Here is a 20,309-nt window from a genome sequence, read left to right as displayed (position 1 = left end):
CCTCTGCTGTCCTGGGGTCTGCCGTCGGCCGGTGCCGCGCGTCAGTTGACGGCGGCGCCGGCCGGCGACTCGCGATTCATATACGGGCCCGGGTGGCGATCACCTCTTGCGCACGACGACGAAGTCGGCGAGGGCTACGAGCTGGTCACGCACCCGCTGCGGCATGTTCACGTCGTCCAGCGCGCGGATCGCGATCGCGTGCTGGCGGCGCGCCTCGTCGGCGGTCCACTGGCGGCCGCCGGCCGCCTCGATGAGCGCGGCGCGGGCCGCGAACTCCTCCTCCGAGAAGTTCTCGAAGTCGTTGCTCTTGGCGTCGGCGGCGAGCAGCTCCGCGAGCTCCTCGCACGCGGGGCCGCCGGCCGCGAGGGCCGCGACGACGGGCAGGGACTTCTTGCGCTGGCGCAGGTCGCTCCAGGTCTGCTTGCCGGTGGCCTCGGGGTCGCCCCAGATGCCGAGCAGGTCGTCCACGGCCTGGAAGGCGAGGCCGAGGTGGTAGCCGTACTCCTCCAGCTTGTCGGCCGTACGGTCGTCCGCGCCGCCGAGCACGGCGCCGATGGAGACCGCGCAGGCGAGGAGGGCGCCGGTCTTGTTGCCCTCCATCTCCAGGCACTCCTCGACGCTGACGCGCTCGCGGTGCTCGTAGGAGATGTCCTGCGCCTGGCCGTCGATCAGCTTGCGGCTGGCGGTGGTCAGCCGGCGCGCCGCGCGGCCCGCCTCGACCGTGCCGAGCTCCAGCAGCACCTCGTTGGCGAGGGCGAAGAGGGCGTCGCCGACCAGGATCGCGAGGGCCGGTCCGTGCACCTTCCACACCGTGTCGCGGTGGCGGCGCTGCTCGTCGCCGTCCATCAGGTCGTCGTGGAGCAGCGAGAAGTTGTGTACGAGCTCGACCGCGACGGCCCCCGGGATGCCGACCTCGGCGGCGGCGCCGGCGGCCTCGGCGGAGAGCAGGGCGAGGGCGGGGCGGACGGCCTTGCCGCCGTCGCCGTCCGCCGGGTTGCCGTGGGCGTCGATCCAGCCGAAGTGGTAGGCGGCGACGGTGTCCATGGGCGCGGCGAGCCGGTCCACGGCGGCGCGGAGCACGGGCGTGGACAGCGTGCGGCCGCGCTCCAGGAGGGCGAGCGTGTCCGCCTTCTCCGCGCCCCCTGCGGCTGTGCCCACACTGGCATCCGTGTTCTCGACAGCCGGATTACCCGGGTTCACTGGCTCTCCTCTTGTTCCTGTACGTACTGCGGTGCGTGCTGCCGCAGTTGTGCCGGTGGTGCTGGTGGTGGTCATGCCGCCTCCTGCAGGGGGTGTTCGCGGGGACGGCCGAGCGCGGTGAGTGCGGCGTGCGCCGCGCTCAGTCCGCTGCGGACTGCGCTCTCCATGGTCGCGGGCCAGCCGGTGGCGGTCCACGCACCGGCGAGGTAGAGCCCCGGCGTGTCGGTCCGCGCGCCGGGCCGGAGCCGGCCGACTCCGGGGCTGGGGGCGAAGGTCGCCGTGCGCTCCCGGGTGACGAAGAAGTCCCGTACCTTCGCGCCGCGCGCGGCGGGCAACAGCCGCTCCAGTTCGGGCAGGTACTTGGCCCGCAGCACCGAGACGGGCTCGTCGATGTCGTCCTGGGCCACGGACTGGGACAGGGCCAGGTACTGGCCTCCGTCGGGAAGGCCGGAGGCGTCGGTGCGGTCGAAGACCCACTGGACCGGTGAGCCGAGCGCCGCGAAGAAGGGCGCCTTGAGGACCTTGCGGTCGTAGACGACATGGACGTTGAGGATCGGCGCGGTGCCGATGTCGAGGAGCTTGTCCGGGTCGGCGAGCGCGCCGGGCGGGAGCAGTCCGTGGGCCTCGCGCTGCGGGACGGCGAGGACGACGGTGCCGGCGTCGAGCGACTCGCTCTCGGTGTCGACGCGCCAATTCCCTTCAGCGCTGCGGGTGATGGCGGTGACCCGGGTGCGCAGCCCGGTCCGTACGCCGGCCGCGTCCAGGGCCTTGCGGGCGAGGGTGTCGTGCAGGTCGCCGAGGGGGACCTTGGCCCAGCCGATGTCCGCGGCGCCGTTCTCGGAGAGCAGGCCGGTCTTGAAGACCATGGCGGCCAGCCCCAGCGAGGACTGGCCGGCGGTGGCGTTGAGGGTGGCGATGCCGACCAGGTCCCACAGTGCCTCGATGGCGCGCGGGGACTGGCCGTAGCGGGCCAGCCAGGTGGCGAAGTCCAGGCCGTCGAGGGCCGGGTCGGTGGGGTCGAGCCGGCGCAGCGCGAGGGCGGCGCGCCCGACGCTCGCCCGTTCGGCGAGCGAGAGGTGCGGGTACCGGGCCAGCGAGGCGGCCAGGTGCAGCGGTACGGGCAGGGCGCTGCGGCGCAGCCGGCCCAGGCGGGGTCCGCGGGGGTGGGCGGCGTCGAGGACGGGCACGTCGAGCCGGTCCTGCAGGGGCGCGAGGTCGGCGCCGTCGACGCGGTCCAGGAACCACCGGTAGGCGGTGCAGCAGCGCAGGTAGACGTGCTGGCCGTTGTCGATGGTCAGTTCGCCGCGCTTGAAGGAGAAGGCGAGGCCGCCGAGCCGGGGCCGGCCTTCGAGCAGGGTGACCCGCAGTCCCGCGTCGGCGAGTTCGAGCGCGGCGGTGACCCCGGCGAGGCCGCCGCCGACGACCACTGCCCGGTTGGCGGTGCTGGCGGTCATACGTCCTCCTCCGTCGCTGCGACAGACGCCGCCGCGCGGCGCGGGGTTGCGCCGCCTGCCTGCGGGCCCGCCATCAGGCCCGCCTCCGGTTGCTCTGCCGCGAGATGGTCCGCGCGTCGAGGCCGGAGAGGCCGCGGACGGCCACGTACGCCTTCTCGTGCGTCGGCAGCGAGACGCGGCCGCGGAGCACCGCCTCGGGCTCGCGCTCGATGCGGTCCAGCAGGCGCCGGTAGATGCCCGCCATGGCGGCGACGCAGGCGCCGCTGCGCCGGTCGAGCATCGGCAGCAGTCGGTAGCCCTCGACGAACAGGGCGCGGGCGCGCCGGACTTCGTGGTGGACGAGCCCGGCGAAGTCGGCGCCGGGGGGCAACCGGTCGCTCTGGAAGCCGTCGGAGCAGCCGAACTTGGCGAGGTCCTCGGCGGGCAGGTAGGTGCGGCCGTTGCCGGCGTCCTCCCGTACGTCCCGCAGGATGTTGGTCAGTTGCAGGGCGAGGCCGAGGGTGTCGGCGTACTCGCCGGCGCGGGCGGCGTCGGGGGCGCCGGGGCCCGCGGTGGGGACGGTGCCGAACACGCCGAGCGAGAGCCGCCCGATGGCTCCGGCCACGCAGCGGCAGTAGACCTTGAGGTCGTCCCAGGTCGCGTAGGTCTCGCCGCGCACGTCCATCAGCACGCCGTCGATGAGCTCGTCGAGCCCTTCGAGCGGGATCGGGAAACGGTTCGCCGCGTGCGCGAGGGCGACGGCGACCGGGTCGGTGTCGTCCTCGTCGATCTCCTCGGCCCTGATCCGGCCGAGCAGGGCGCGGGTCTCCTCCAGCCGGGTCAGCTTCGCCTCGGGGGGCAGCGTGCCGTCGCCGATGTCGTCGACCCGCCGGGAGAAGGCGTACAGCGCGGACATCGCGTGCCGCTTGTCGGTGGGCAGCAGCCGGATGCCGTACGCGAAGTTGCGCGCCTGCGAGCCGGTGACGGCATCGCAGTAGCTGTAGGCCGCCTGTACCGGGGCGGACGGCGCAGACGGTGTGGACGCGTGTGTGGGGCCCTCCACGTTCGGGCTCACCCCTTTCTCGGCACGGTGCGAAGGACGGCGGCCACCTCGCGGAACAGTCGGCTCTTGATGGGCTTGGGCGGGCCGGGAAGTACGTCGAAGCCGGCTGCGGAGACGGCGCGCAGGGCGGCGCGCCCTCCTCCCACGAAACCCGCGAGCAGCAGCCGGAGCCTTCCGTGCACGCTACCCACGAGCGGGGTGCCTTCATTCAGGAGGTCCCGTGCGCGTTCTGTTTCGAATGCGATGAGGGAGCGTACGGATGCGCCGGCGCTGGTGGCCCCCAGGTCGGCCTCGGTGACGTGGAAACGGCGCATGTCCTCGGCGGGGAGGTAGATCCGGTCCCGTCCGAGGTCCTCGGTGACGTCCTGGAGGTGTTCGGCGATCTGCAGCGCGGTGCAGATCATGTCGGAGCGGCGGACGCGCTCGGGGGTGCTGGTGCCGGTGAGGGACAGCACGAGGCGGCCGACGGGGTTCGCGGAGAGCTCGCAGTAGTCGAGGAGGTCCCCGTACGTCTCGTAGCGCGCGACCCGCTGGTCCTGGCGGTTGGCTTCGATGAGGCCGAGGAAGGGCTCGGGGGTCAGCGCGTGGGCGCGGACGACGGGCCGCAGGGCCAGCAGGAGCGGGTGGCGCGGGGGGCCGTCGGTACCGCCCGAGCCGTTGAAGACACGGTGCAGGTCGGCCTCGAGGGCATCGAGCATGGCGAGCCGGTCGTCCACGGCTGCGGGGTCGAGCCCGAGGAGTACGGCGTCGCGTCCGCCGGGGGCGAGGTCGCCGTCGCCGATGTCGTCGACCAGGCGCGCGTACCCGTAGACGGCCATGAGGCCCTCGCGCCAGGCGCGGGGGAGGAAGGCGGGGGCGACGGGGAAGTTCTCCGACGCCGCTTTGCCGAGGGTGGCGCGCGCGTGGGCTGTGTCGGACCGGGTGCGGATGCCGTGCCCCGCGGTCACCTCCCGCCGCCCGGGGCGGGGACGGCCGTCGTGCTTGGGGGCCGGAGAATTCCCGTAGCCATTGCCGTCACATCTCCCGTTCTACACTGCCGACCCAATACATCCTATTTCGGACACGCCGCCGGACTTTCCCCGGGGTACCCCAGGCCGTTCACCTGCGGGGAATCGTCCCCTCTTGCCTCGATTCAGGACGCGGTCCAGCTTACGCTGTACAACGCCGCGGAAGCTCAACGGGTATTCGGTCAGCTACTTAATGTCGTCCCTACAATGCGCAAATCGCTCCCCCGCATGCCGAGGCCCCCGCCGCGGGGAGCGGCGGGGGCCTGTTACGGCCTGCGGTACAGCGGTCAGTGGCCGGTCGCCTTCTCGTATGCCGAGACGACTTCCTCCGTGGGCCCGTCCATCAGGAGTTCGCCCTTCTCCAGCCACAGCACCCGGTCACAGGTGTCGCGGATGGACTTGTTGTTGTGGCTCACCAGAAAGACCGAACCGGCCTTTTCCCGCAGTTCGCGGATGCGGTTCTCGGAACGCACCTGGAAACTGCGGTCACCGGTGGCCAGGGCCTCGTCGATCATCAGGACGTCGTGGTCCTTGGCCGCCGCGATGGAGAAGCGCAGTCGCGCCGCCATGCCGGAGGAGTAGGTGCGCATCGGCAGCGAGATGAAGTCGCCCTTCTCGTTGATTCCCGAGAAGTCGACGATCTCCTGATAGCGCTCCTTGACCTGCTCACGGGACATTCCCATGGCGAGACCACCGAGGACCACGTTGCGCTCGCCGGTGAGGTCGTTCATCAGCGCCGCGTTGACACCCAGCAGCGAGGGCTGGCCGTCGGTGTAGACCTTGCCCGACTCGCAGGGCAGCAGACCCGCGATGGCGCGCAGCAGCGTCGACTTGCCGGAGCCGTTGGAGCCGATGAGGCCGATGGCCTCACCGCGGTAAGCCGTGAAGGAGACCCCGCGCACGGCGTGGACCCGGCGCACGCCCGGGGCGTCGCCCTTGCCCCGGCGGAGTATCTTGCTGAGCGCCGCGGTGGCGCTGCCCTTGCCGCCACCGCCGGTGTTCACGCGGTAGACGATGTGGACGTCGTCGGCGATGACGGTGGGGATCTTCCCCTGGTTGCTATCAGCCACGGCCGTAACGCTCCTCAGCCTTCCAGAAGTAGATGAACCCGCCGAGGCCGATCACGACGGCCCAGCCGACCGCGAAGGCCCAGACATGCGGCGGCAGGTTGCTCGCTCCGTACCCGTCGATCAGCGCGAAGCGGACCAGGTCCATGTAGATCGCGGCCGGGTTCCACTGGAGCGCGGTCCCGATCCACTCGGGCTTGTCCTTGAGCATCTCGCTGATCGAGAACATGACGCCGGAGGCGTACATCCAGGTGCGCGTGATGAAGGGCATCAGCTGCGCGAGGTCGGGGGTCTTGGACCCCATCCGCGCGAAGATCAGGGCGAGCCCGGTGTTGAAGACGAACTGCAGCGCCAGCGTCGGGATGACCAGCAGCCACGACAGCTGCGGGTAGTTCCCGAAGGCGACCGCGACGATGAACACGACGATCATCGAGTACAGCAGCTGTCCGAGCTGCTGCATCGAGAAGGAGATCGGCAGCGAGGCGCGCGGGAAGTGCAGGGCCCGGACGAGGCCGATGTTGCCGGGGATGGCCCGGACACCCGCCATCAGGGAGCTCTGGGTGAAGGTGAAGACGAAGATGCCCATCACCAGGAAGGGGATGTAGACCCCCTTCTCCATGCCCCGGCCCGCGTCCAGGATCAGGCCGAAGATCAGGTAGTACACCAGGGCGTTCAGCAGCGGGGTCGCCACCTGCCAGACCTGGCCGAGCTTCGCCTCGCTGTACTGCGCGACCAGCTTGGCCCTGGAGAAGGCCATGATGAAGTGGCGCCGGTCCCAGAGCTGCCGCACGTACTCGCCGAGCCCGGGCCGGGCACCGCTGACTGACAGGCCGTACTTCCCGGCGAGTTCCGCGGGGCTCAGCCTCACGTCGTCGGACGGCGGCTTGCTCGTGGCGAGGGCGCCGTCGTGGGTTGTGTCACTCACAAGTTGAAACTTTCGTCTTCAAGATGCGGCAGGAAGGGCATCAGGCTGGTCGCAGGAGGCCCATGATCGCGCCATGTTCCCAGACGCGGGCCCGTCAGATGACAGGTGGTCGGCCCAGTCGGGTCAACCGCCAGACCGTACGCCATCTCATCGGGCGCCGAGGCCCGCAGGGAGTCGTCAAACCCTCCCTGAAACCGCCGAACCAGGCCTTGAGCGCCGGTACCGACGGTCTGCGTACGAGCGTCAGCAGGAGCCAGACGCCCAGGTAGACCGGGACCAACGGAGCGGGCAGGTTTCGGCGGGCGAGCCACACACGGTTACGAGCCACCATACGGTGGTACACCGCGTGCCGGGAGGGGGCTGTCGTCGGGTGCAGCAGCACCATGTCCGCCCGGTAGTCGATCAGCCACCCTGCGTCGAGTGCCCGCCAGGCCAGGTCGGTTTCCTCGTGGGCGTAGAAGAACTCCCCCGGCAGGGGCCCGACCTGCTCGAACACCTTCGTGCGGACGGCGTTGGCGCCGCCCAGGAAGGTGGTCACGCGCGAGGAGCGCATCGGGTCGGAGGCCCGCAGCCGGGGCACGTGCCGGCGCTGGGTCTCGCCGGTCTGCGGATCGGCGATCCGGAAACTGACGATCCCGAGCTCGGGGGCCTCGGTGAAGGCCTGCCGGCACAGCTCGGCGGTGTCGGTCCGCTCCAGCAGCCCGTCGTCGTCGAGGAAGAGCAGGGCGTCCACTTCGCGGCCGCCGGGCCCGAAGGCCTCGATGCCCACGTTGCGGCCGCCGGGGATGCCCAGGTTCTCGGGCAGGTCGACGGTGCGCACGCCCTCTGGGAGCCCGCTGACCCGCACGCCCTGGCCCACGACGACGACCTCGACCGGGTCGCCCTCCTGGCGGGCCACCGAGTCGAGCAGCGCCTTGAGCTCGTCGGGCCGGTTGCCCATGGTGATGATCACGGCGCCCAGCCGCATCGGCGCGGTCACTTGAGCCTGCTGGAGGCCAGGACCGACACCAGGTGCAGCACCGTCTGGAGCAGCGCGATGCCGGCCAGCACGGCGACGCCGAGCCGCGAGAAGAACAGGTCGCCCCGGACCTGGTCCACGACGGCCAGCACGAGGATCAGCAGCGACGCCTCGATGCCGAGGACGAGCCGGTGGAACTTGAGCGCGGCGGCGGCCCGGCGGGCCAGCGCCATGCCGGAGGAGCGCGGCTCGGACGCCGATTCCTTGACCGGCTCCTTCCCGACCTGGTGCCGGGCGACGCCGACGAGGTCGGTCTCGGCCTTGATCAGGATCGCGCCGAGCGCCGCGAGGGTGCCGAGGAAGGCCCACAGCCAGTCGATCCGCCCGCTGCCCCACAGGTCGGCGGCGCGCAGGCCGAAGCCGACCAGCACCGCCGCGTCGCACAGGTACGCGCCGACGCGGTCCAGGTACACGCCGGACAGCGAGAACTGCTGCTTCCAGCGGGCGACCTCGCCGTCCACGCAGTCGAGCAGCAGGTACAGCTGGACCGCCACGACACCGAGTACGGCGCCCCAGACGCCCGGCACCAGCAGGGCCGGGGCCGCGAGGACGCCGGCCAGGGTCATCACGTAGGTCAGCTGGTTCGGCGTGACCTTCGTGGTGACCAGGAAGCGGGTGATGCGCAGGGAGATCTCGCGCATGTAGAGGCGTCCGCCCCAGTGCTCGCCGCTGCGCCGGTCCTTCACGCCCGCCGGGTGAACGACGGGCCGGAGTTCAGCTACGGATGGTCTTGGCATAGTCGGCGTAAGCGTCCCTGATCTCGGCGGCGGACAGGTTGAGGTGTTCCAGGATGGTGAAGCGTCCCGGACGGGTCTGGGGGGCGTACTCGACGGCCGCGACGAACTCGTCGACGCTGAAACCGATCTCCTGGGGCAGCACGGGCAGCCCGTGGCCGCGCAGCACCTGGACGAAGAGCCCGGACTGCTCGGCGGCTCCGCGCAGGTGCATCGCGAAGGCGGCGCCGATGCCGACCTGCTCGCCGTGGAGCGCGGAGCGCCCCGGGTAGAGCAGGTCGAAGGCGTGGCTGATCTCGTGGCAGGCGCCGGACGACGGGCGGGTGTCCCCGCTGATCGACATGGCGATGCCGGAGAGGACCAGCGCCTCGGAGAGCACGGTGAGGAACTCGTCGTCGCCGCAGCCGCCGGGGTGGCGCAGGACGGACTCGCCGGCGGAGCGGGCCATGGCGGCGGCCAGGCCGTCGACGGGCTCGCCGGTGAGGCGGTGCGAGAGCTCCCAGTCGGCGATGGCCGAGATGTTGGAGATCGCGTCACCGATGCCGGCGCGGATGAACCGCACCGGGGCTTCCTTGATCACGTCGAGGTCGATCACCATGGCGATCGGCGTGGGGACACCGTAGGAGCCCCGGCCGTTGTCGTTGTCCAGGATGGACACCGGCGAGCAGATGCCGTCGTGGGAGAGGTTGGTGGCGACGGCCACCATGGGCAGCCCGACCCGCGCCGCGGCGTACTTCGCCACGTCGATGATCTTGCCCCCGCCCAGGCCCACCACGGCGTCGTAGCGGCGGCCCTTTATGTCGTCGGCCAGCTTGACCGCAGAATCGATGGTGCCGTCGACGACCGGGTACCAGTCGGCGTGCGGCAGCACGGGCTCCAGCTTGGCGCGCAGCGCCACGCCGGAGCCGCCGCTGATCGCGATCGCCAGCTTGCCGGACGCGGAGATCCGCTGGTCGGCCAGGAGGCCGGCCAGGTCGTCCATGGCGCCGCGGCTGATGTCTACGACGACCGGCGAGGGGATGAGCCGCGTCAGTACTGGCATGCGATCGTCCGGCCCTTGGCGAGGTCGTCGTGGTTGTCGATCTCGACCCACTTGATGTCGCCGATGGGGGCCACGTCGATCGTGAAGCCGCGGTTCACGAGCTCCTGGTAGCCGTCCTCGTAGTAGAGGTCGGGGTCCCGCTCGAAGGTGGTCTTCAGCGCGTCGGCGAGCTCGGCGGCGGCCTCGGCCTCGATGAGGGTGACACCGATGTACTCACCGGTGGCCCCGGCGGGGTCCATCAGCTTGGTGATCTTCTGGACGGCACCCCCGTCGGCGTCGCCGGTGGTCGTGATGACCTTCATCTCCTCGTCGGCCAGGTTCTTGACCGTGTCGAGGGCGAGGATGATCTTCTGGCCGTTGCCGCGGGCCGCGAGCAGGGTCTCCTCGACGGAGACCGGGTGCACGGTGTCGCCGTTGGCGAGGATCACGCCCTGCCCCAGGACCTCACGCGCGCACCACAGGGAGTAGGCGTTGTTCCACTCCTCGGCCTTGTCGTTGTCGATCAGCGTGATCTTGACGCCGTACTTGGCCTCCAGGGCCTCCCGACGCTCGTAGACGGCTTCCTTGCGGTAGCCGACGACGATCGCGACCTCGGTGAGGCCGACGGCGGCGAAGTTGCCGAGCGTCAGGTCCAGGACCGTGATGCTCTCCTCCGCGCCTTCGGGGCCGACGGGCACGAGGGCCTTGGGCAGGGTGTCGGTGTAGGGACGCAGGCGGCGTCCGGCACCGGCAGCGAGTACAAGGCCGATCATGCTGGTTCTCCTTCGTCATGTACGGCGGGTGCTCCGGAGGAGACCCAGAATCGGATGCTCTCCACGAGCACCACCAGTGCCACGAACACGGCCATGGCCGTGAGCGCGACGGGGAACGCGTCGCGTGCGAGGACGGTTGCCAGGACCACGGTCAGCAGGACCCGGCCCTCGTGCCCGCCGATCGCCCGCACCAGCCAGCGCGGGGGCGCGCCGGAGCCACCGCGGATGCGGTACACCGTGTCGTAATGATGGTAGGCGACCGCCGCGACCAGTCCGAATGCCGCCGGAAGGGCTCCGGGGACGTCCGACTTGGCGGCCAGCGCGAGGATCGTCACGTACTCGGCGAAGCGGAAGAGCGGCGGGATCAGCCAGTCGAGCGGGCCCTTGAGGGGCCTGGAGACGGCCGCGCCCGCGAAGAACGCGTACGCCACGGCGGTCCCGATCAGCCAGGGGTCGGAGAAGTCGCGGGTGACGGCCCCGCCGACCATCAGCACGGAGCCGGCCAGGGCCAGCCCCACCGCGGCCTTGTCCGGCCGGCGCTTCGCGGGGGCCGACGAGCGCATCCAGGCGAGCACACCGGAGTCGGCGAGGTCCGCGAGGGCCTGAGCGGCCCGGTCGGTACGGGTCGCCTTGCGGGTCAGCGAACGCAGGACCCGGCCGGCGGTGGTGTAGAGGGCGCCGAAGGCGCAGCCGATCAGCAGGGCGTAGAAGACGGTCCGCGGGGTGGTGACGGCGGTCAGTACCGCGATCATCGCCCAGCGCTCACCGATCGGGAGGATGATCATCCGGCGGACCCAGACCGTCCAGCCGACGCTGTCGAGCTTGTCGGACAGGGCCGCGGTGGGACTGGTGTTGGCCGTGGCGTCGTGATTGGCCTCGTTGAAGGCGAAGTCGACGACGTGCCGGCAGGTCATCAGGATCATCGAGCCGAGCGCGAGGGCCCAGACGTCATCGCCGTTCCTGGCGGCCCCGAGCGCGAGGCCCGCGTAGAAGGAATACTCCTTCGCGCGGTCGAAGGTCGCGTCCAGCCAGGCACCCATCGTCGAGTACTGGAGCGAGTAGCGGGCGAGCTGCCCGTCGGTGCAGTCCAGGACGAAGGAGACGAGCAGCAGTACGCCCGCCGCGACGTAGCCCCAGCGCTCGCCCGTGGCGGCGCAGCCGGCCGCGATCAGCGCGGTGATCAGCGAGGCGGTGGTCACCTGGTTCGGGGTGAGGCCGCGACGCGCGCACCAGCGGGCGATGTAGCGCGAGTACGGGCTGATGAAGAAGGTGGTGAAGAACCCGTCGCGGGACTTCACGGCGGTGCGCAGCCGGACGGCCTCGTCGTCCACGGCGGCGACGGCGACGGCCGCCGCGTCGCGTTCCGCCGTGGTGGCGGGTACGGCGGCGACGAGCGTGCCCAACTCGGGGCGCTGGACGGTGGTCCCGGCGGTCTCGACCGCGGCGGCGAGCCGGTCGGCGTACGGGCCGGCGCCCTCGGGCGCCGACTCGGCGGCCTTGTCGAGGGCCGCGCGGGCGCCCGGCTGGACGGCGAGGGCCCCGGTCACGGCGCAGGCGTCGAACCTCGGGTCGGTCAGCGCGAGCCGCAGTGCGTGCGCGTGCCCGACGAACCCGCTGTCCACGACGGCCACCCGCTGGTCGGCGGGTACGGCGGCCAGCGCGGCGGCGGTCTCTTCAGGTGCGGCGGCGGAACGGACGTCGAAGCCGAGGGAGCGCAGCTGGTCGGCGAGCGGTGATCCGGGGACCGGCAGGCCGGTGAGGATGACGGTCGGCAGACGAACTCACTCCTTGTGACGAACACGTGACGGCCGCCTCGTGGGCGGCGGCTCGTCGGCAGAGGCTATCGGATGAACGGAAGCAGGGGTTCACCACCCGTTTACGCCCCGATGAGCCGAGCATTCCGGGCTTCGGGGCAGGCGCGATCATCATTGACGATCACGGCGCGATACCACAAACGGCATGGATGTTACGGTGGACACGCCCCTGATCGTGTCGAGTGAAAGAGGTGGGTTGATGACCGTCGCAGTGGTCGCGGCCATGCGCAGCGAACTCCGGTGCATCCCCCATTTCTGCCGGGCATCCGGCCGGGCCTGACCCCGCGCTTCGCGCACCAGGGCGATCCCCCAGCCATCGCTGGGAGGCGCCCCCGGGTCGGCCGGAGCCCCCGTTCAAGGGTTCACGTTGACCGACAACACCACCTTCAGTTCCTTCAGCCCCTTCATGCGGGCCTTCTACGCGCTGCACCGCGGGCTGCCCCGACAGGCTCCCGGGTCCGACGCGAGCACCCGTCACCTGCTGTCCCTGTGCGGACGGCTGCCCGAGCGGCCGCGCGTCCTCGACCTGGGCTGCGGTCCGGGCCGTAGCGCCCTGCTGCTCGCCGCCGAGGCGGGCGAGGGCGCACGCGTCACCGCCGTCGACGTCTACGAGGGCTTCCTCGACGAGCTCCGCGAGGGCGCCGAGGCCCGCGGGCTCGGTGACCGCGTCCACGCCGTCAGGGCGGACATGGGCGCACTCTCCTGCGAGGACGGTTCCTTCGACCTGATCTGGGCCGAGGGCTCCGCCTACATCCTCGGCTTCGACCACGCGCTCGCGCAGTGGAAGCGGCTGCTCGCGCCCGGCGGCACCCTGGTGCTGACCGAGTGCGAGTGGACCTCCGAGGAGCCCTCCGCCGGGGCCCGCGCCTTCTGGGACCCCCAGTGCGCCCTGCGCTCCACCGCCCGCAACCTCGCGTCCGCCCAGGCCGCCGGGTACCGGGTGCTGGGCGTGCACCACCTGCCCGACTCCGACTGGGGCGAGTACTACGGCCCGCTCGCCGAGCGGGTGGCCGGGGGCGCGGAGCCCGTGGACCCGGAGGCGGCCGCGGCGCTGGCCGCCGTACGTGAGGAGCTCGACGTACGGGAGCGGTACGGGCACGAGTACGGGTACACCGGCTTCGTCCTGCGCCCCGTGAGCGCCGGGGACGGGGGCGCCTGGGCTGCCCGTCCGGAGACCGCGGCCGACGAGGCGGCGGTACGGGACGTCCACCTGGCGGCCTTCGAGACCCCGCTGGAGGCGGATCTCGTGGACGCGCTGCGGACCGACGGCTCGTGGCTGCCGGGGCTCTCGTACGTGGCCGAGGGCCCTGACGGATCCGTGGCGGCGCACGCGCTGCTGACCCGCTGCGAGGTCGGCGGCGCGGCGGCGCTGGCCCTCGCGCCGGTGGCGACCGCTCCCGCGCACCAGCGCTCAGGCGCCGGCAGCGCCGTCGTACGGGCGCTGCTCGCGGCGGCCAAGGAGCGGGGGGAGGCGCTGGTCCTGGTCCTGGGGCACCCGGAGTACTACCCGCGCTTCGGGTTCCTGCCGGCCTCGCGCTTCGGGATCCGGGCGCCCTTCGAGGTGCCCGACGAGGCGATGATGGCGCTGGTCCTGGACGATTCCGTGCCGGTCGCGGCAGGCACGGTCACGTATCCGGCCCCGTTCGGGGTCTGATCCCGCCGCGGCCGGATGATCTGCCCCCCGTCGCTTATCACGCGCCGGGGGGCAGACATGCGCGGATCACCGAAGTGGGGACAAGCCCCTTTTGTACGGCAGACTGAAGGTCGAAGTCCGAAGCGAAGGATGGGTATGCCGACCACACCAGCCACCGCCGCGAACAGCGCGTCCAACGGCACCGGCACTCAAGAAACGATCATGCTCGAACTGGTCGACGAGTCCGGCAACACCATCGGCACGGCGGAGAAGCTCTCCGCCCATCAGGCCCCCGGTCTGCTGCACCGGGCGTTCTCCGTGTTCCTCTTCGACGAGCAGGGCCGTCTGCTGCTCCAGCAGCGGGCCCTCGGGAAGTACCACTCCCCCGGCGTCTGGTCGAACACCTGTTGCGGTCACCCCTACCCCGGGGAGTCCCCGTTCGCGGCCGCGGCCCGGCGGACCCACGAGGAACTGGGGCTGTCACCCTCCCTGCTCGCCGAGGCGGGCACGGTCCGCTACAACCACCCGGACCCCGCGTCGGGGCTGGTCGAGCAGGAGTACAACCACCTGTTCGTGGGACTCGCTCAGGCGGCTCTGCGACCGGATCCGGAGGAGGTCGCCGACACCGCGTTCGTCACCGCCGAGGAACTGGCGAAGAGGCATGCCGAGGCGCCGTTCTCGGCCTGGTTCATGACCGTGCTGGACGCGGCCCGGCCCGCGATCCGCGAGCTGACCGGCGAGGCCGCGGGCTGGTAGGCCGCGGGCCGTACGGGAGCAGCCCTACGGGGATCGGCCGGCCGGAGATCAGCCCTACGGGGATCAGCCGGCCGGGGTCGGTGCGGTGAGCGGCAGGGCCGCCCAGATGACCTTGCCGCCCGTCGAGGTGTGCTCGACGTCGCAGACCCCGCCGGACTCCAGTGTGATCTCCCGGACCAGGAGCAGGCCCCGGCCGCCGGTCTGGCCGAAATCCGCCTCCAGCGCCTTGGGGCGGTACGGGTGGTTGTCCTCGACGGCCACCCGTACCCACTCCCGGCCGATGGCGACCTCCACGGCGACCTCCGGGGAGAGCAGGGCCGCGTGCCGGACCGAGTTCGTCACCAGTTCGGAGACGATCAGCAGCAGGGAGTACACCAGGTCCTGATGGGCCGGCACCCCTTGGCGCCCCAGCAGGTCGCGGACCGCCCGGCGGGCCTGCGGAACGGATTCTTCTACCGCGGGAGCGGTGAACCGCCACACTCCCTCATAGGCAAGGGGGGCGGCGGCCGGAGCCTTCGGTCCGTCCCCCTCGGCTGGCGGGACACTCCCGCTGACGTCCATGTCCCGGCCCCCGTCTTCGCGCTCGATCGTCTCCACGCGACAAGAGTGGGGAACAGCCCGGTCCGGGCCGGACCGCTGACCATAAGTCAGCGCCTATCGGACGCTTTCTGACCACCGGCGCATGACAGAGTCAGTTGTTGGACCGATCCTGATCTTCTGGCAGGCGCTTCTCGGCCGCCTGGCGCGTCTCGGCCCCCGCACCCGCCCCCTCCGCCGCCCCGCCCTGCGGGGTGTCTTCCCTGACCAAGCCCAGAATGCGGCGGGCTCCCAGGCCCACGCCCATCAGGCTCAGCCCGTCGAACAGCAGGGCGAGGGAGAAGAAGGTTCCGATCACGTACAGACTGTTGCCGGGCCAGTTGGAGAGGATCAGCACGCCCAGCAGGATGCCGAAGGCGCCCTGGACGAGGGTCAGCCCGAAGTTCGCCCCGCGCACGACCAGCCCGCCGACCAGCCGGAACACCCCGCCGGTGAGGAAGAGGAGGGCCGCGAACATGGTCAGTGCCTCGGCGCTCGCCTCGGGGCGGCGCAGGATCACGAAACCGGCCGCGATGTTGATGGCGGCGACGATGACCGCGAGCCAGAAATAGTTGCTCTTGCGGGACTGCACGGCCTGCGCCAGCCCGACCAGGCCGCCGACCAGCAGCAGCCAGCCGAAGAGGAACATCGAGGTCAGGGTGGCGGCGGCGGTGTAGATCAGCCCCACCAGCCCCGCGATCACCAGCAGGACCCCCAGCAGGGCCATCATGCCGAAACTCCGGCGGACCTGCTCCCTGTCCCTTCCTCCCTCGGTCCGGTCCGCACGGTCTGCACGGTCTGCGCCCATGGACGTGCCACCTCCTCGCACCCCCCGGACGGACTCCCTTGATCATAGGTAGCACGGCCCGGGATAGCATCCGGCGCATGGACGCAGCCGCAACCGCAACGCTTCTGCACTCGGTGGCCGACGGGGTCGCCACCGTCGTGATCTCCCATCCCGCCAAGCGGAACGCCATGACCGCGATGATGTGGCGCCGCCTGCCGGAGCTGCTGGAAGGTTTCGCGGCCGATCCCGCCGTCCGGGTGCTGGTACTGACGGGCGCCGGCGAGACCTTCTGCGCGGGGGCGGACATCTCCGCCATCACCGGGGGCGAGGACCAGCAGGCCCTGGCCGTGGCCGCCGAGGAGGCCCTGGCGGCCTTCCCGAAGCCCACGGTGGCGGCCATCCGCGGCTTCTGCGTGGGCGGCGGCAGCCAGCTGGCGGCTGCCTGTGACCTGCGCTTCGCGCAGGAGGGCGCCTCCTTCGGGGTCACGCCGGCGAGGCTGGGCATCGTGTACGCGGCCTCGTCCACCCGGCGGTTGACGGCCCTGGTCGGGCCGGCCGTCGCCAAGTACCTCCTGTTCTCGGCCGAGTTGATCGATGCCGAGCAGGCCTTGCGGGCGGGATTCCTGAACGAGCTGCTGCCTGCGGGTCAACTGGACAAGCGGGTAAGGGAGTTCACCAGGATCCTGACCACGCGCTCACAGCTGACCCAGGCGGCCGCGAAGGAGTTCGCCGACGGCCGGACCGACCGGGACGCCCACTGGGCGGCGCAGGCGGCCGCGAGCGGCGACACCGCCGAGGGTGTCGCCGCGTTCCTGGAGCGCCGCACTGCGGCCTTCACCTGGACCACCGGGCCATCCGCTCCTACCGGAGGATGAAACGGCTCTTGCCCCGCCATTCCTCGACCACGTCGGCCGGGGCCTTGTCCGGCGAGCCCGCGTCGTAGGGCGGCTGGGGGTCGTACTCGGTCAGCAGTTGGACGGACTGGGCCAGCCGGTCCCCGCCGATCCGGCCCAGCAGGGCCAGGCCCATGTCGATGCCGGAGGACACCCCGGCGGCGGTCACGTACTTCCCGTCGAAGACGACCCGCTCGCCGGTGGGCTCGGCCCCGTACGACGGGAGCTGGTCGAGTGCGAGCCAGTGCGAGGTGGCCCGCCGGCCACGGAGCAGCCCGGCGGCGGCCAGCAGCAGCGAGCCGGTGCATACCGACGTGGTCCAGGTGCTGGTGGCGTCGGCCGCCCGGAGCCAGTCGAGCAGGACCTCGTTCTCCATCTGGTCGCTCTGCCCGGGGCCGCCGGGGACCAGGATGATGTCGGGGTTCGGCACATCGGCGAGCGCCTTGTCCGCCACCAGCGCGAGCACGCCGGAGTCATTGCGCACGGGTCCGGGCCGCTCGGCCACGAACACGGTCTCGGCCCCCGGGAGCCGGCCGAGGGTGTCGAAGGGCCCGACGGCATCGAGGGCGGTGAAACGGTCGAAGAGCAGGATGGCGATCTGCATGGCTCCTCCGGAGCGGTAGACGGTCTCGGTTGTGGCTGCGCCCCGTACGGGGCAGTGCGCTGTACAGGGGCGCGTCAGGCGCGGCCGCCGAAGCGGCGGCGGTACTCCGCCGGGGACTGGCCCAGGGTCTTCACGAAGGCCCGGCGCAGTGCCTCCGGCGTCCCGTAACCGCAGGCGCGCGAGATCTGGGCCACCCCCTCCGCACTGTCCTCCAGCAGCCGCCGCGCGTGCTCCACCCGTACCCGCTCGACGTACCGGCCGGGCGTCACCCCGGTCTCCGCCTGGAAGGCGCGGGCGAAGTGGCGCGGGGAGAGCCGGGCCCGGGCCGCGAGCGCCTCCACGGTGAGGTCCCCGCCCGGATGCTCGGTGATCCACTGCTGGACGTCCCGCAGCGGCTCCCGCCGGGCGGTCTGCGCCGCGAGCTGCGCGCTGAACTGGGCCTGGTTCCCCGGCCGGCGCAGAAAGACCACCAGGTGGCGGGCGATGGCCAGCGCGAGGTCCCGCCCGAAGTCCTCCTCGACCAGGGCCAGCGCGAGGTCGATCCCCGCCGTCACCCCGGCCGAGGTGCTCACCGGCCCGTCCCGTACGTAGATGGGGTCCGGCTCGACCTCGACGGCCGGGTAGTCCCGGGCCATCTGCTCGCAGGCGTGCCAGTGCGTCGTCGCCCGCCGCCCGTCCAGCAGCCCGGCCTCGGCCAGCAGCAGGCCTCCGGTGCACACGGACACCAGCCGCTCCGCCCCACCCCCGTGGGCGCGCAGCCAGCCGGTGAGCCGCGGTTCGAAGTCGGCCGAGTACTGCCCCCCGGGCACCAGCAGCGTGGTCCCGGCCCCCGGTCGCTCGCCCTCCAGGTCCCCGTCCGGCACCAGCGTCAGCCCGCTGTTCGTACGGACCGGCGCACCGCCGAGGGAGACCGTCCGGATGTCGTACCGCCCGGGACCCGGGGCCCGGGCGACGCCCGCGAAGACCTCCACCGGCCCGGTGACGTCCAAGCTCTGCACCCCGTCGTAGAGGACGACGAGCACGTTTCGAGGCGACATGACCTCATCCTGGGATGCGGAGCCGATGGCCGCAATGCCGGGTATCCCACCTATCCGGCCATGACCTCCCCGCACCGGGGAGGGGAGCCGCGCGGATAGGATCGACAGATCATGACTGCAACCCTCGTCGCCAAGAACCTCACCGCCGCGCACGGTGAGCGCACCCTCTTCGCCGATCTCGACCTCGTCGTCGCGCCCGGCGACGTCATCGGCCTCGTCGGCGTCAACGGCGCCGGGAAGTCCACCCTGCTGCGCCTGCTCGCCGGGCTGGACACCCCCGAGACCGGTGAACTGCGGCTCTCCCCGCCCACCGCCGCCGTCGGCCACCTCCCGCAGGAGCCGGAGCGCCGGCCCGAAGAATCGGTACGGGACTTCCTGGCCCGGCGCACGGGTGTGGCCGCCGCGCAGGCGGAGCTCGACGAGGCCACGCAGGGTCTGGTGGACGGGACCCCGGGTGCGGACGACGCGTACGCGGACGCCCTGGACCGGTGGCTGAACCTGGGCGGCGCCGACCTCGACGAGCGGGCCGAGGAGGTCGCCGCCGAGCTCGGCCTCACCGTGGGCCTGGACCTCCCGATGACGGCGCTCTCCGGCGGCCAGGCGGCGCGCGCGGGCCTCGCCTCGCTCCTCCTCTCCCGCTACGACGTGTTCCTGCTCGACGAGCCCACCAACGACCTCGACCTCGACGGCCTGGAGCGGCTGGAGCAGTTCGTCAAGGGCCTGCGCGCGGGCACGATCGTCATCAGCCACGACCGCGAGTTCCTCACCCGCACGGTCACCAAGGTCCTCGAACTCGACCTGACCCAGCAGCAGATCAACCTCTACGGCGGCGGCTACGACGCCTATCTGGAGGAGCGCGAGCGCGCCCGCAACCACGCCCGCGAGGAGTTCGAGGAGTACGCGGGCAAGAAGTCCGCCCTGGAGGGCCGGGCGCAGATGCAGCGCAACTGGATGGACAAGGGCGTGCGCAACGCCCGCCGCAAGGCCACCGACAACGACAAGATCGGCAAGAACCTGCGCGGCGAGTCGAGCGAGAAGCAGGCCGCCAAGGCCCGGCAGACGCAGCGCGCGATCGAGCGACTGGACGTGGTCGACGAGCCGCGCAAGGAGTGGGAGCTGCGCATGGAGATCGCGGCGGCCCCGCGCTCCGGCTCGGTCGTCGCCACGCTGCGCGAGGCGGCCGTGCGGCGGGGGGACTTCGGTTTCGGGCCCGCCAGTCTGCAGATCGACTGGGCGGACCGGGTCGCGATCACCGGGGCCAACGGCGCCGGCAAGTCCACGCTGCTGGCCGTCCTGCTGGGCCGGCTGACCCCCGACTCCGGCTCCGCCACGCTCGGCTCCGGCGTACTGGTCGGCGAGGTCGACCAGGCGCGCGGGCTGTTCCTCGGCGACGAGCCGCTGCTGGAGGCCTTCTGCGCGGCCGTCCCGGACACCGAGCCGGCCGAAGTCCGCACGCTCCTGGCGAAGTTCGGCCTGAAGGCGGCCCACGTGCTGCGTCCGGCGGCCACCCTCTCCCCCGGCGAGCGCACCCGCGCCGCCCTGGCGCTGCTCCAGGGCCGCGGGGTGAACCTGCTGGTGCTGGACGAGCCCACCAACCACCTCGACCTCCCGGCGATCGAACAGCTGGAGTCCGCCCTGGACGCCTATGAGGGCACCCTCCTGCTGGTCACCCACGACCGCCGCATGCTCGACGCGGTCCACGTGACCCGCCGCCTGGAAGTCGCGGCCGGCAAGGTCACGGAGATCTAGGCCACGGGGCGGGCAGTTGGCGGCGCCGAGTGCGGGGGCGGCCTGTCGACCTCTCGAGGTGCCGACCGGCCCGGGCGCGACTAGCCTTGGTGATTGAGAGCCGCAACCGCGGAGCACACGCCCCTGGCCGGAGTTCTGCGTCGGCAGGGAGGCACCTCTGATGCGTTCCTCTCCTGGACCATGTGGCGTCCGAGGCCCTTGTGGCCGGAAAACGTGCTT

The 20,309-nt window shown here is 71.8% G+C and carries 20 protein-coding genes; 5 read left to right on the top strand and 15 right to left on the bottom strand.

The annotated features are described in order from the left end of the window. Positions 1-99 precede the first annotated feature (99 nt). The 11 genes from ACFWB8_RS11395 to ACFWB8_RS11345 form a co-directional block, all read right to left on the bottom strand. Positions 100-1,200 carry a polyprenyl synthetase family protein gene (locus ACFWB8_RS11395; RefSeq protein ID WP_385224652.1) on the bottom strand — a complete coding sequence of 367 codons (1,101 nt, stop codon included), beginning with the start codon at positions 1,198-1,200 and terminating at the stop codon, positions 100-102. 71 nt (positions 1,201-1,271) lie between these two features. Continuing rightward, the gene (hpnE, locus tag ACFWB8_RS11390; protein ID WP_385224650.1) at positions 1,272-2,654 is read right to left on the bottom strand and encodes a hydroxysqualene dehydroxylase HpnE; all 1,383 of its coding nucleotides are present in this window, start codon (positions 2,652-2,654) and stop codon (positions 1,272-1,274) included. 73 nt (positions 2,655-2,727) lie between these two features. After that, positions 2,728-3,708 (bottom strand): presqualene diphosphate synthase HpnD, encoded by a 981-nt coding sequence (gene hpnD, locus ACFWB8_RS11385; RefSeq protein ID WP_385224648.1) that lies wholly within the window; start codon positions 3,706-3,708, stop codon positions 2,728-2,730. After that, entirely contained in the window at positions 3,705-4,643 is a 939-nt protein-coding gene (gene hpnC, locus ACFWB8_RS11380; RefSeq protein WP_385224646.1) for a squalene synthase HpnC, read from the bottom strand. The genes hpnD and hpnC overlap by 4 nt, the downstream gene beginning before the upstream one ends. Before the next feature lie 347 nt (positions 4,644-4,990). Next, the gene (locus tag ACFWB8_RS11375; RefSeq protein WP_385224644.1) at positions 4,991-5,773 is read right to left on the bottom strand and encodes an ABC transporter ATP-binding protein; all 783 of its coding nucleotides are present in this window, start codon (positions 5,771-5,773) and stop codon (positions 4,991-4,993) included. Then, positions 5,766-6,695, bottom strand: coding sequence for an ABC transporter permease (locus tag ACFWB8_RS11370; protein ID WP_385224642.1), 930 nt, complete (start codon positions 6,693-6,695; stop codon positions 5,766-5,768). The genes ACFWB8_RS11375 and ACFWB8_RS11370 overlap by 8 nt, the downstream gene beginning before the upstream one ends. A gap of 94 nt (positions 6,696-6,789) precedes the next feature. Continuing rightward, positions 6,790-7,662: a glycosyltransferase family 2 protein gene (locus tag ACFWB8_RS11365; protein ID WP_385224735.1), complete on the bottom strand. Its 873-nt coding sequence runs from the start codon at positions 7,660-7,662 to the stop codon at positions 6,790-6,792. An 8-nt stretch (positions 7,663-7,670) separates the two neighbouring features. Then, a complete protein-coding gene (locus ACFWB8_RS11360; RefSeq protein ID WP_385224641.1) occupies positions 7,671-8,450 on the bottom strand; it encodes a CDP-alcohol phosphatidyltransferase family protein in 780 nt (259 codons plus the stop codon). Beyond that, entirely contained in the window at positions 8,428-9,489 is a 1,062-nt protein-coding gene (locus tag ACFWB8_RS11355; protein ID WP_385224639.1) for an iron-containing alcohol dehydrogenase family protein, read from the bottom strand. The genes ACFWB8_RS11360 and ACFWB8_RS11355 overlap by 23 nt, the downstream gene beginning before the upstream one ends. Beyond that, positions 9,477-10,241 carry a sugar phosphate nucleotidyltransferase gene (locus ACFWB8_RS11350; RefSeq protein ID WP_385224637.1) on the bottom strand — a complete coding sequence of 255 codons (765 nt, stop codon included), beginning with the start codon at positions 10,239-10,241 and terminating at the stop codon, positions 9,477-9,479. The genes ACFWB8_RS11355 and ACFWB8_RS11350 overlap by 13 nt, the downstream gene beginning before the upstream one ends. Further along, positions 10,238-11,863 (bottom strand): DUF5941 domain-containing protein, encoded by a 1,626-nt coding sequence (locus tag ACFWB8_RS11345; RefSeq protein ID WP_385224635.1) that lies wholly within the window; start codon positions 11,861-11,863, stop codon positions 10,238-10,240. Before ACFWB8_RS11345 ends, ACFWB8_RS11350 begins: the two co-directional genes overlap by 4 nt. Here ACFWB8_RS11345 and ACFWB8_RS11340 point away from each other — a divergent pair. From ACFWB8_RS11340 to idi, 3 genes are all read left to right on the top strand, one after another. Further along, positions 11,840-11,977 carry a hypothetical protein gene (locus ACFWB8_RS11340; RefSeq protein WP_385224633.1) on the top strand — a complete coding sequence of 46 codons (138 nt, stop codon included), beginning with the start codon at positions 11,840-11,842 and terminating at the stop codon, positions 11,975-11,977. The two genes, ACFWB8_RS11345 and ACFWB8_RS11340, sit on opposite strands and share 24 nt — an antisense overlap. Before the next feature lie 445 nt (positions 11,978-12,422). Then, positions 12,423-13,709 (top strand): GNAT family N-acetyltransferase, encoded by a 1,287-nt coding sequence (locus tag ACFWB8_RS11335; RefSeq protein WP_385224631.1) that lies wholly within the window; start codon positions 12,423-12,425, stop codon positions 13,707-13,709. 135 nt (positions 13,710-13,844) lie between these two features. Continuing rightward, entirely contained in the window at positions 13,845-14,444 is a 600-nt protein-coding gene (gene idi, locus ACFWB8_RS11330; protein WP_385224629.1) for an isopentenyl-diphosphate Delta-isomerase, read from the top strand. Between the two features lie 63 nt (positions 14,445-14,507). Here idi and ACFWB8_RS11325 read toward each other — a convergent pair whose 3' ends face one another. Further along, complete coding sequence (locus ACFWB8_RS11325) at positions 14,508-15,041, bottom strand: ATP-binding protein (protein WP_385224627.1); 534 nt, start codon at positions 15,039-15,041, stop codon at positions 14,508-14,510. Positions 15,042-15,135: 94 nt separating this feature from the next. After that, positions 15,136-15,828 (bottom strand): HdeD family acid-resistance protein, encoded by a 693-nt coding sequence (locus ACFWB8_RS11320; protein WP_385224625.1) that lies wholly within the window; start codon positions 15,826-15,828, stop codon positions 15,136-15,138. 77 nt (positions 15,829-15,905) lie between these two features. Between ACFWB8_RS11320 and ACFWB8_RS11315 the strand changes: the two genes are divergently transcribed. After that, entirely contained in the window at positions 15,906-16,682 is a 777-nt protein-coding gene (locus tag ACFWB8_RS11315) for an enoyl-CoA hydratase/isomerase family protein (RefSeq protein WP_385224623.1), read from the top strand. On the opposite strand, the gene ACFWB8_RS11310 is transcribed toward ACFWB8_RS11315, so the two are convergent. After that, the gene (locus ACFWB8_RS11310) at positions 16,669-17,304 is read right to left on the bottom strand and encodes a DJ-1/PfpI family protein (protein ID WP_385224621.1); all 636 of its coding nucleotides are present in this window, start codon (positions 17,302-17,304) and stop codon (positions 16,669-16,671) included. The two genes, ACFWB8_RS11315 and ACFWB8_RS11310, sit on opposite strands and share 14 nt — an antisense overlap. Positions 17,305-17,378: 74 nt before the next feature. After that, the gene (locus ACFWB8_RS11305) at positions 17,379-18,341 is read right to left on the bottom strand and encodes a GlxA family transcriptional regulator (RefSeq protein ID WP_385224618.1); all 963 of its coding nucleotides are present in this window, start codon (positions 18,339-18,341) and stop codon (positions 17,379-17,381) included. A 111-nt stretch (positions 18,342-18,452) separates the two neighbouring features. Between ACFWB8_RS11305 and ACFWB8_RS11300 the strand changes: the two genes are divergently transcribed. Further along, on the top strand, positions 18,453-20,090 hold the full coding sequence (locus tag ACFWB8_RS11300; RefSeq protein ID WP_385224616.1) for an ABC-F family ATP-binding cassette domain-containing protein: 1,638 nt from the start codon (positions 18,453-18,455) through the stop codon (positions 20,088-20,090). Positions 20,091-20,309: the final 219 nt, after the last annotated feature.

Source organism: Streptomyces sp. NPDC060031, from assembly GCF_042736805.1.
In the GTDB taxonomy this organism is placed as follows: domain Bacteria; phylum Actinomycetota; class Actinomycetes; order Streptomycetales; family Streptomycetaceae; genus Streptomyces.
Note: the sequence above shows the minus strand (reverse complement) of the source record. Positions and strands in the feature narration are given on the sequence as shown.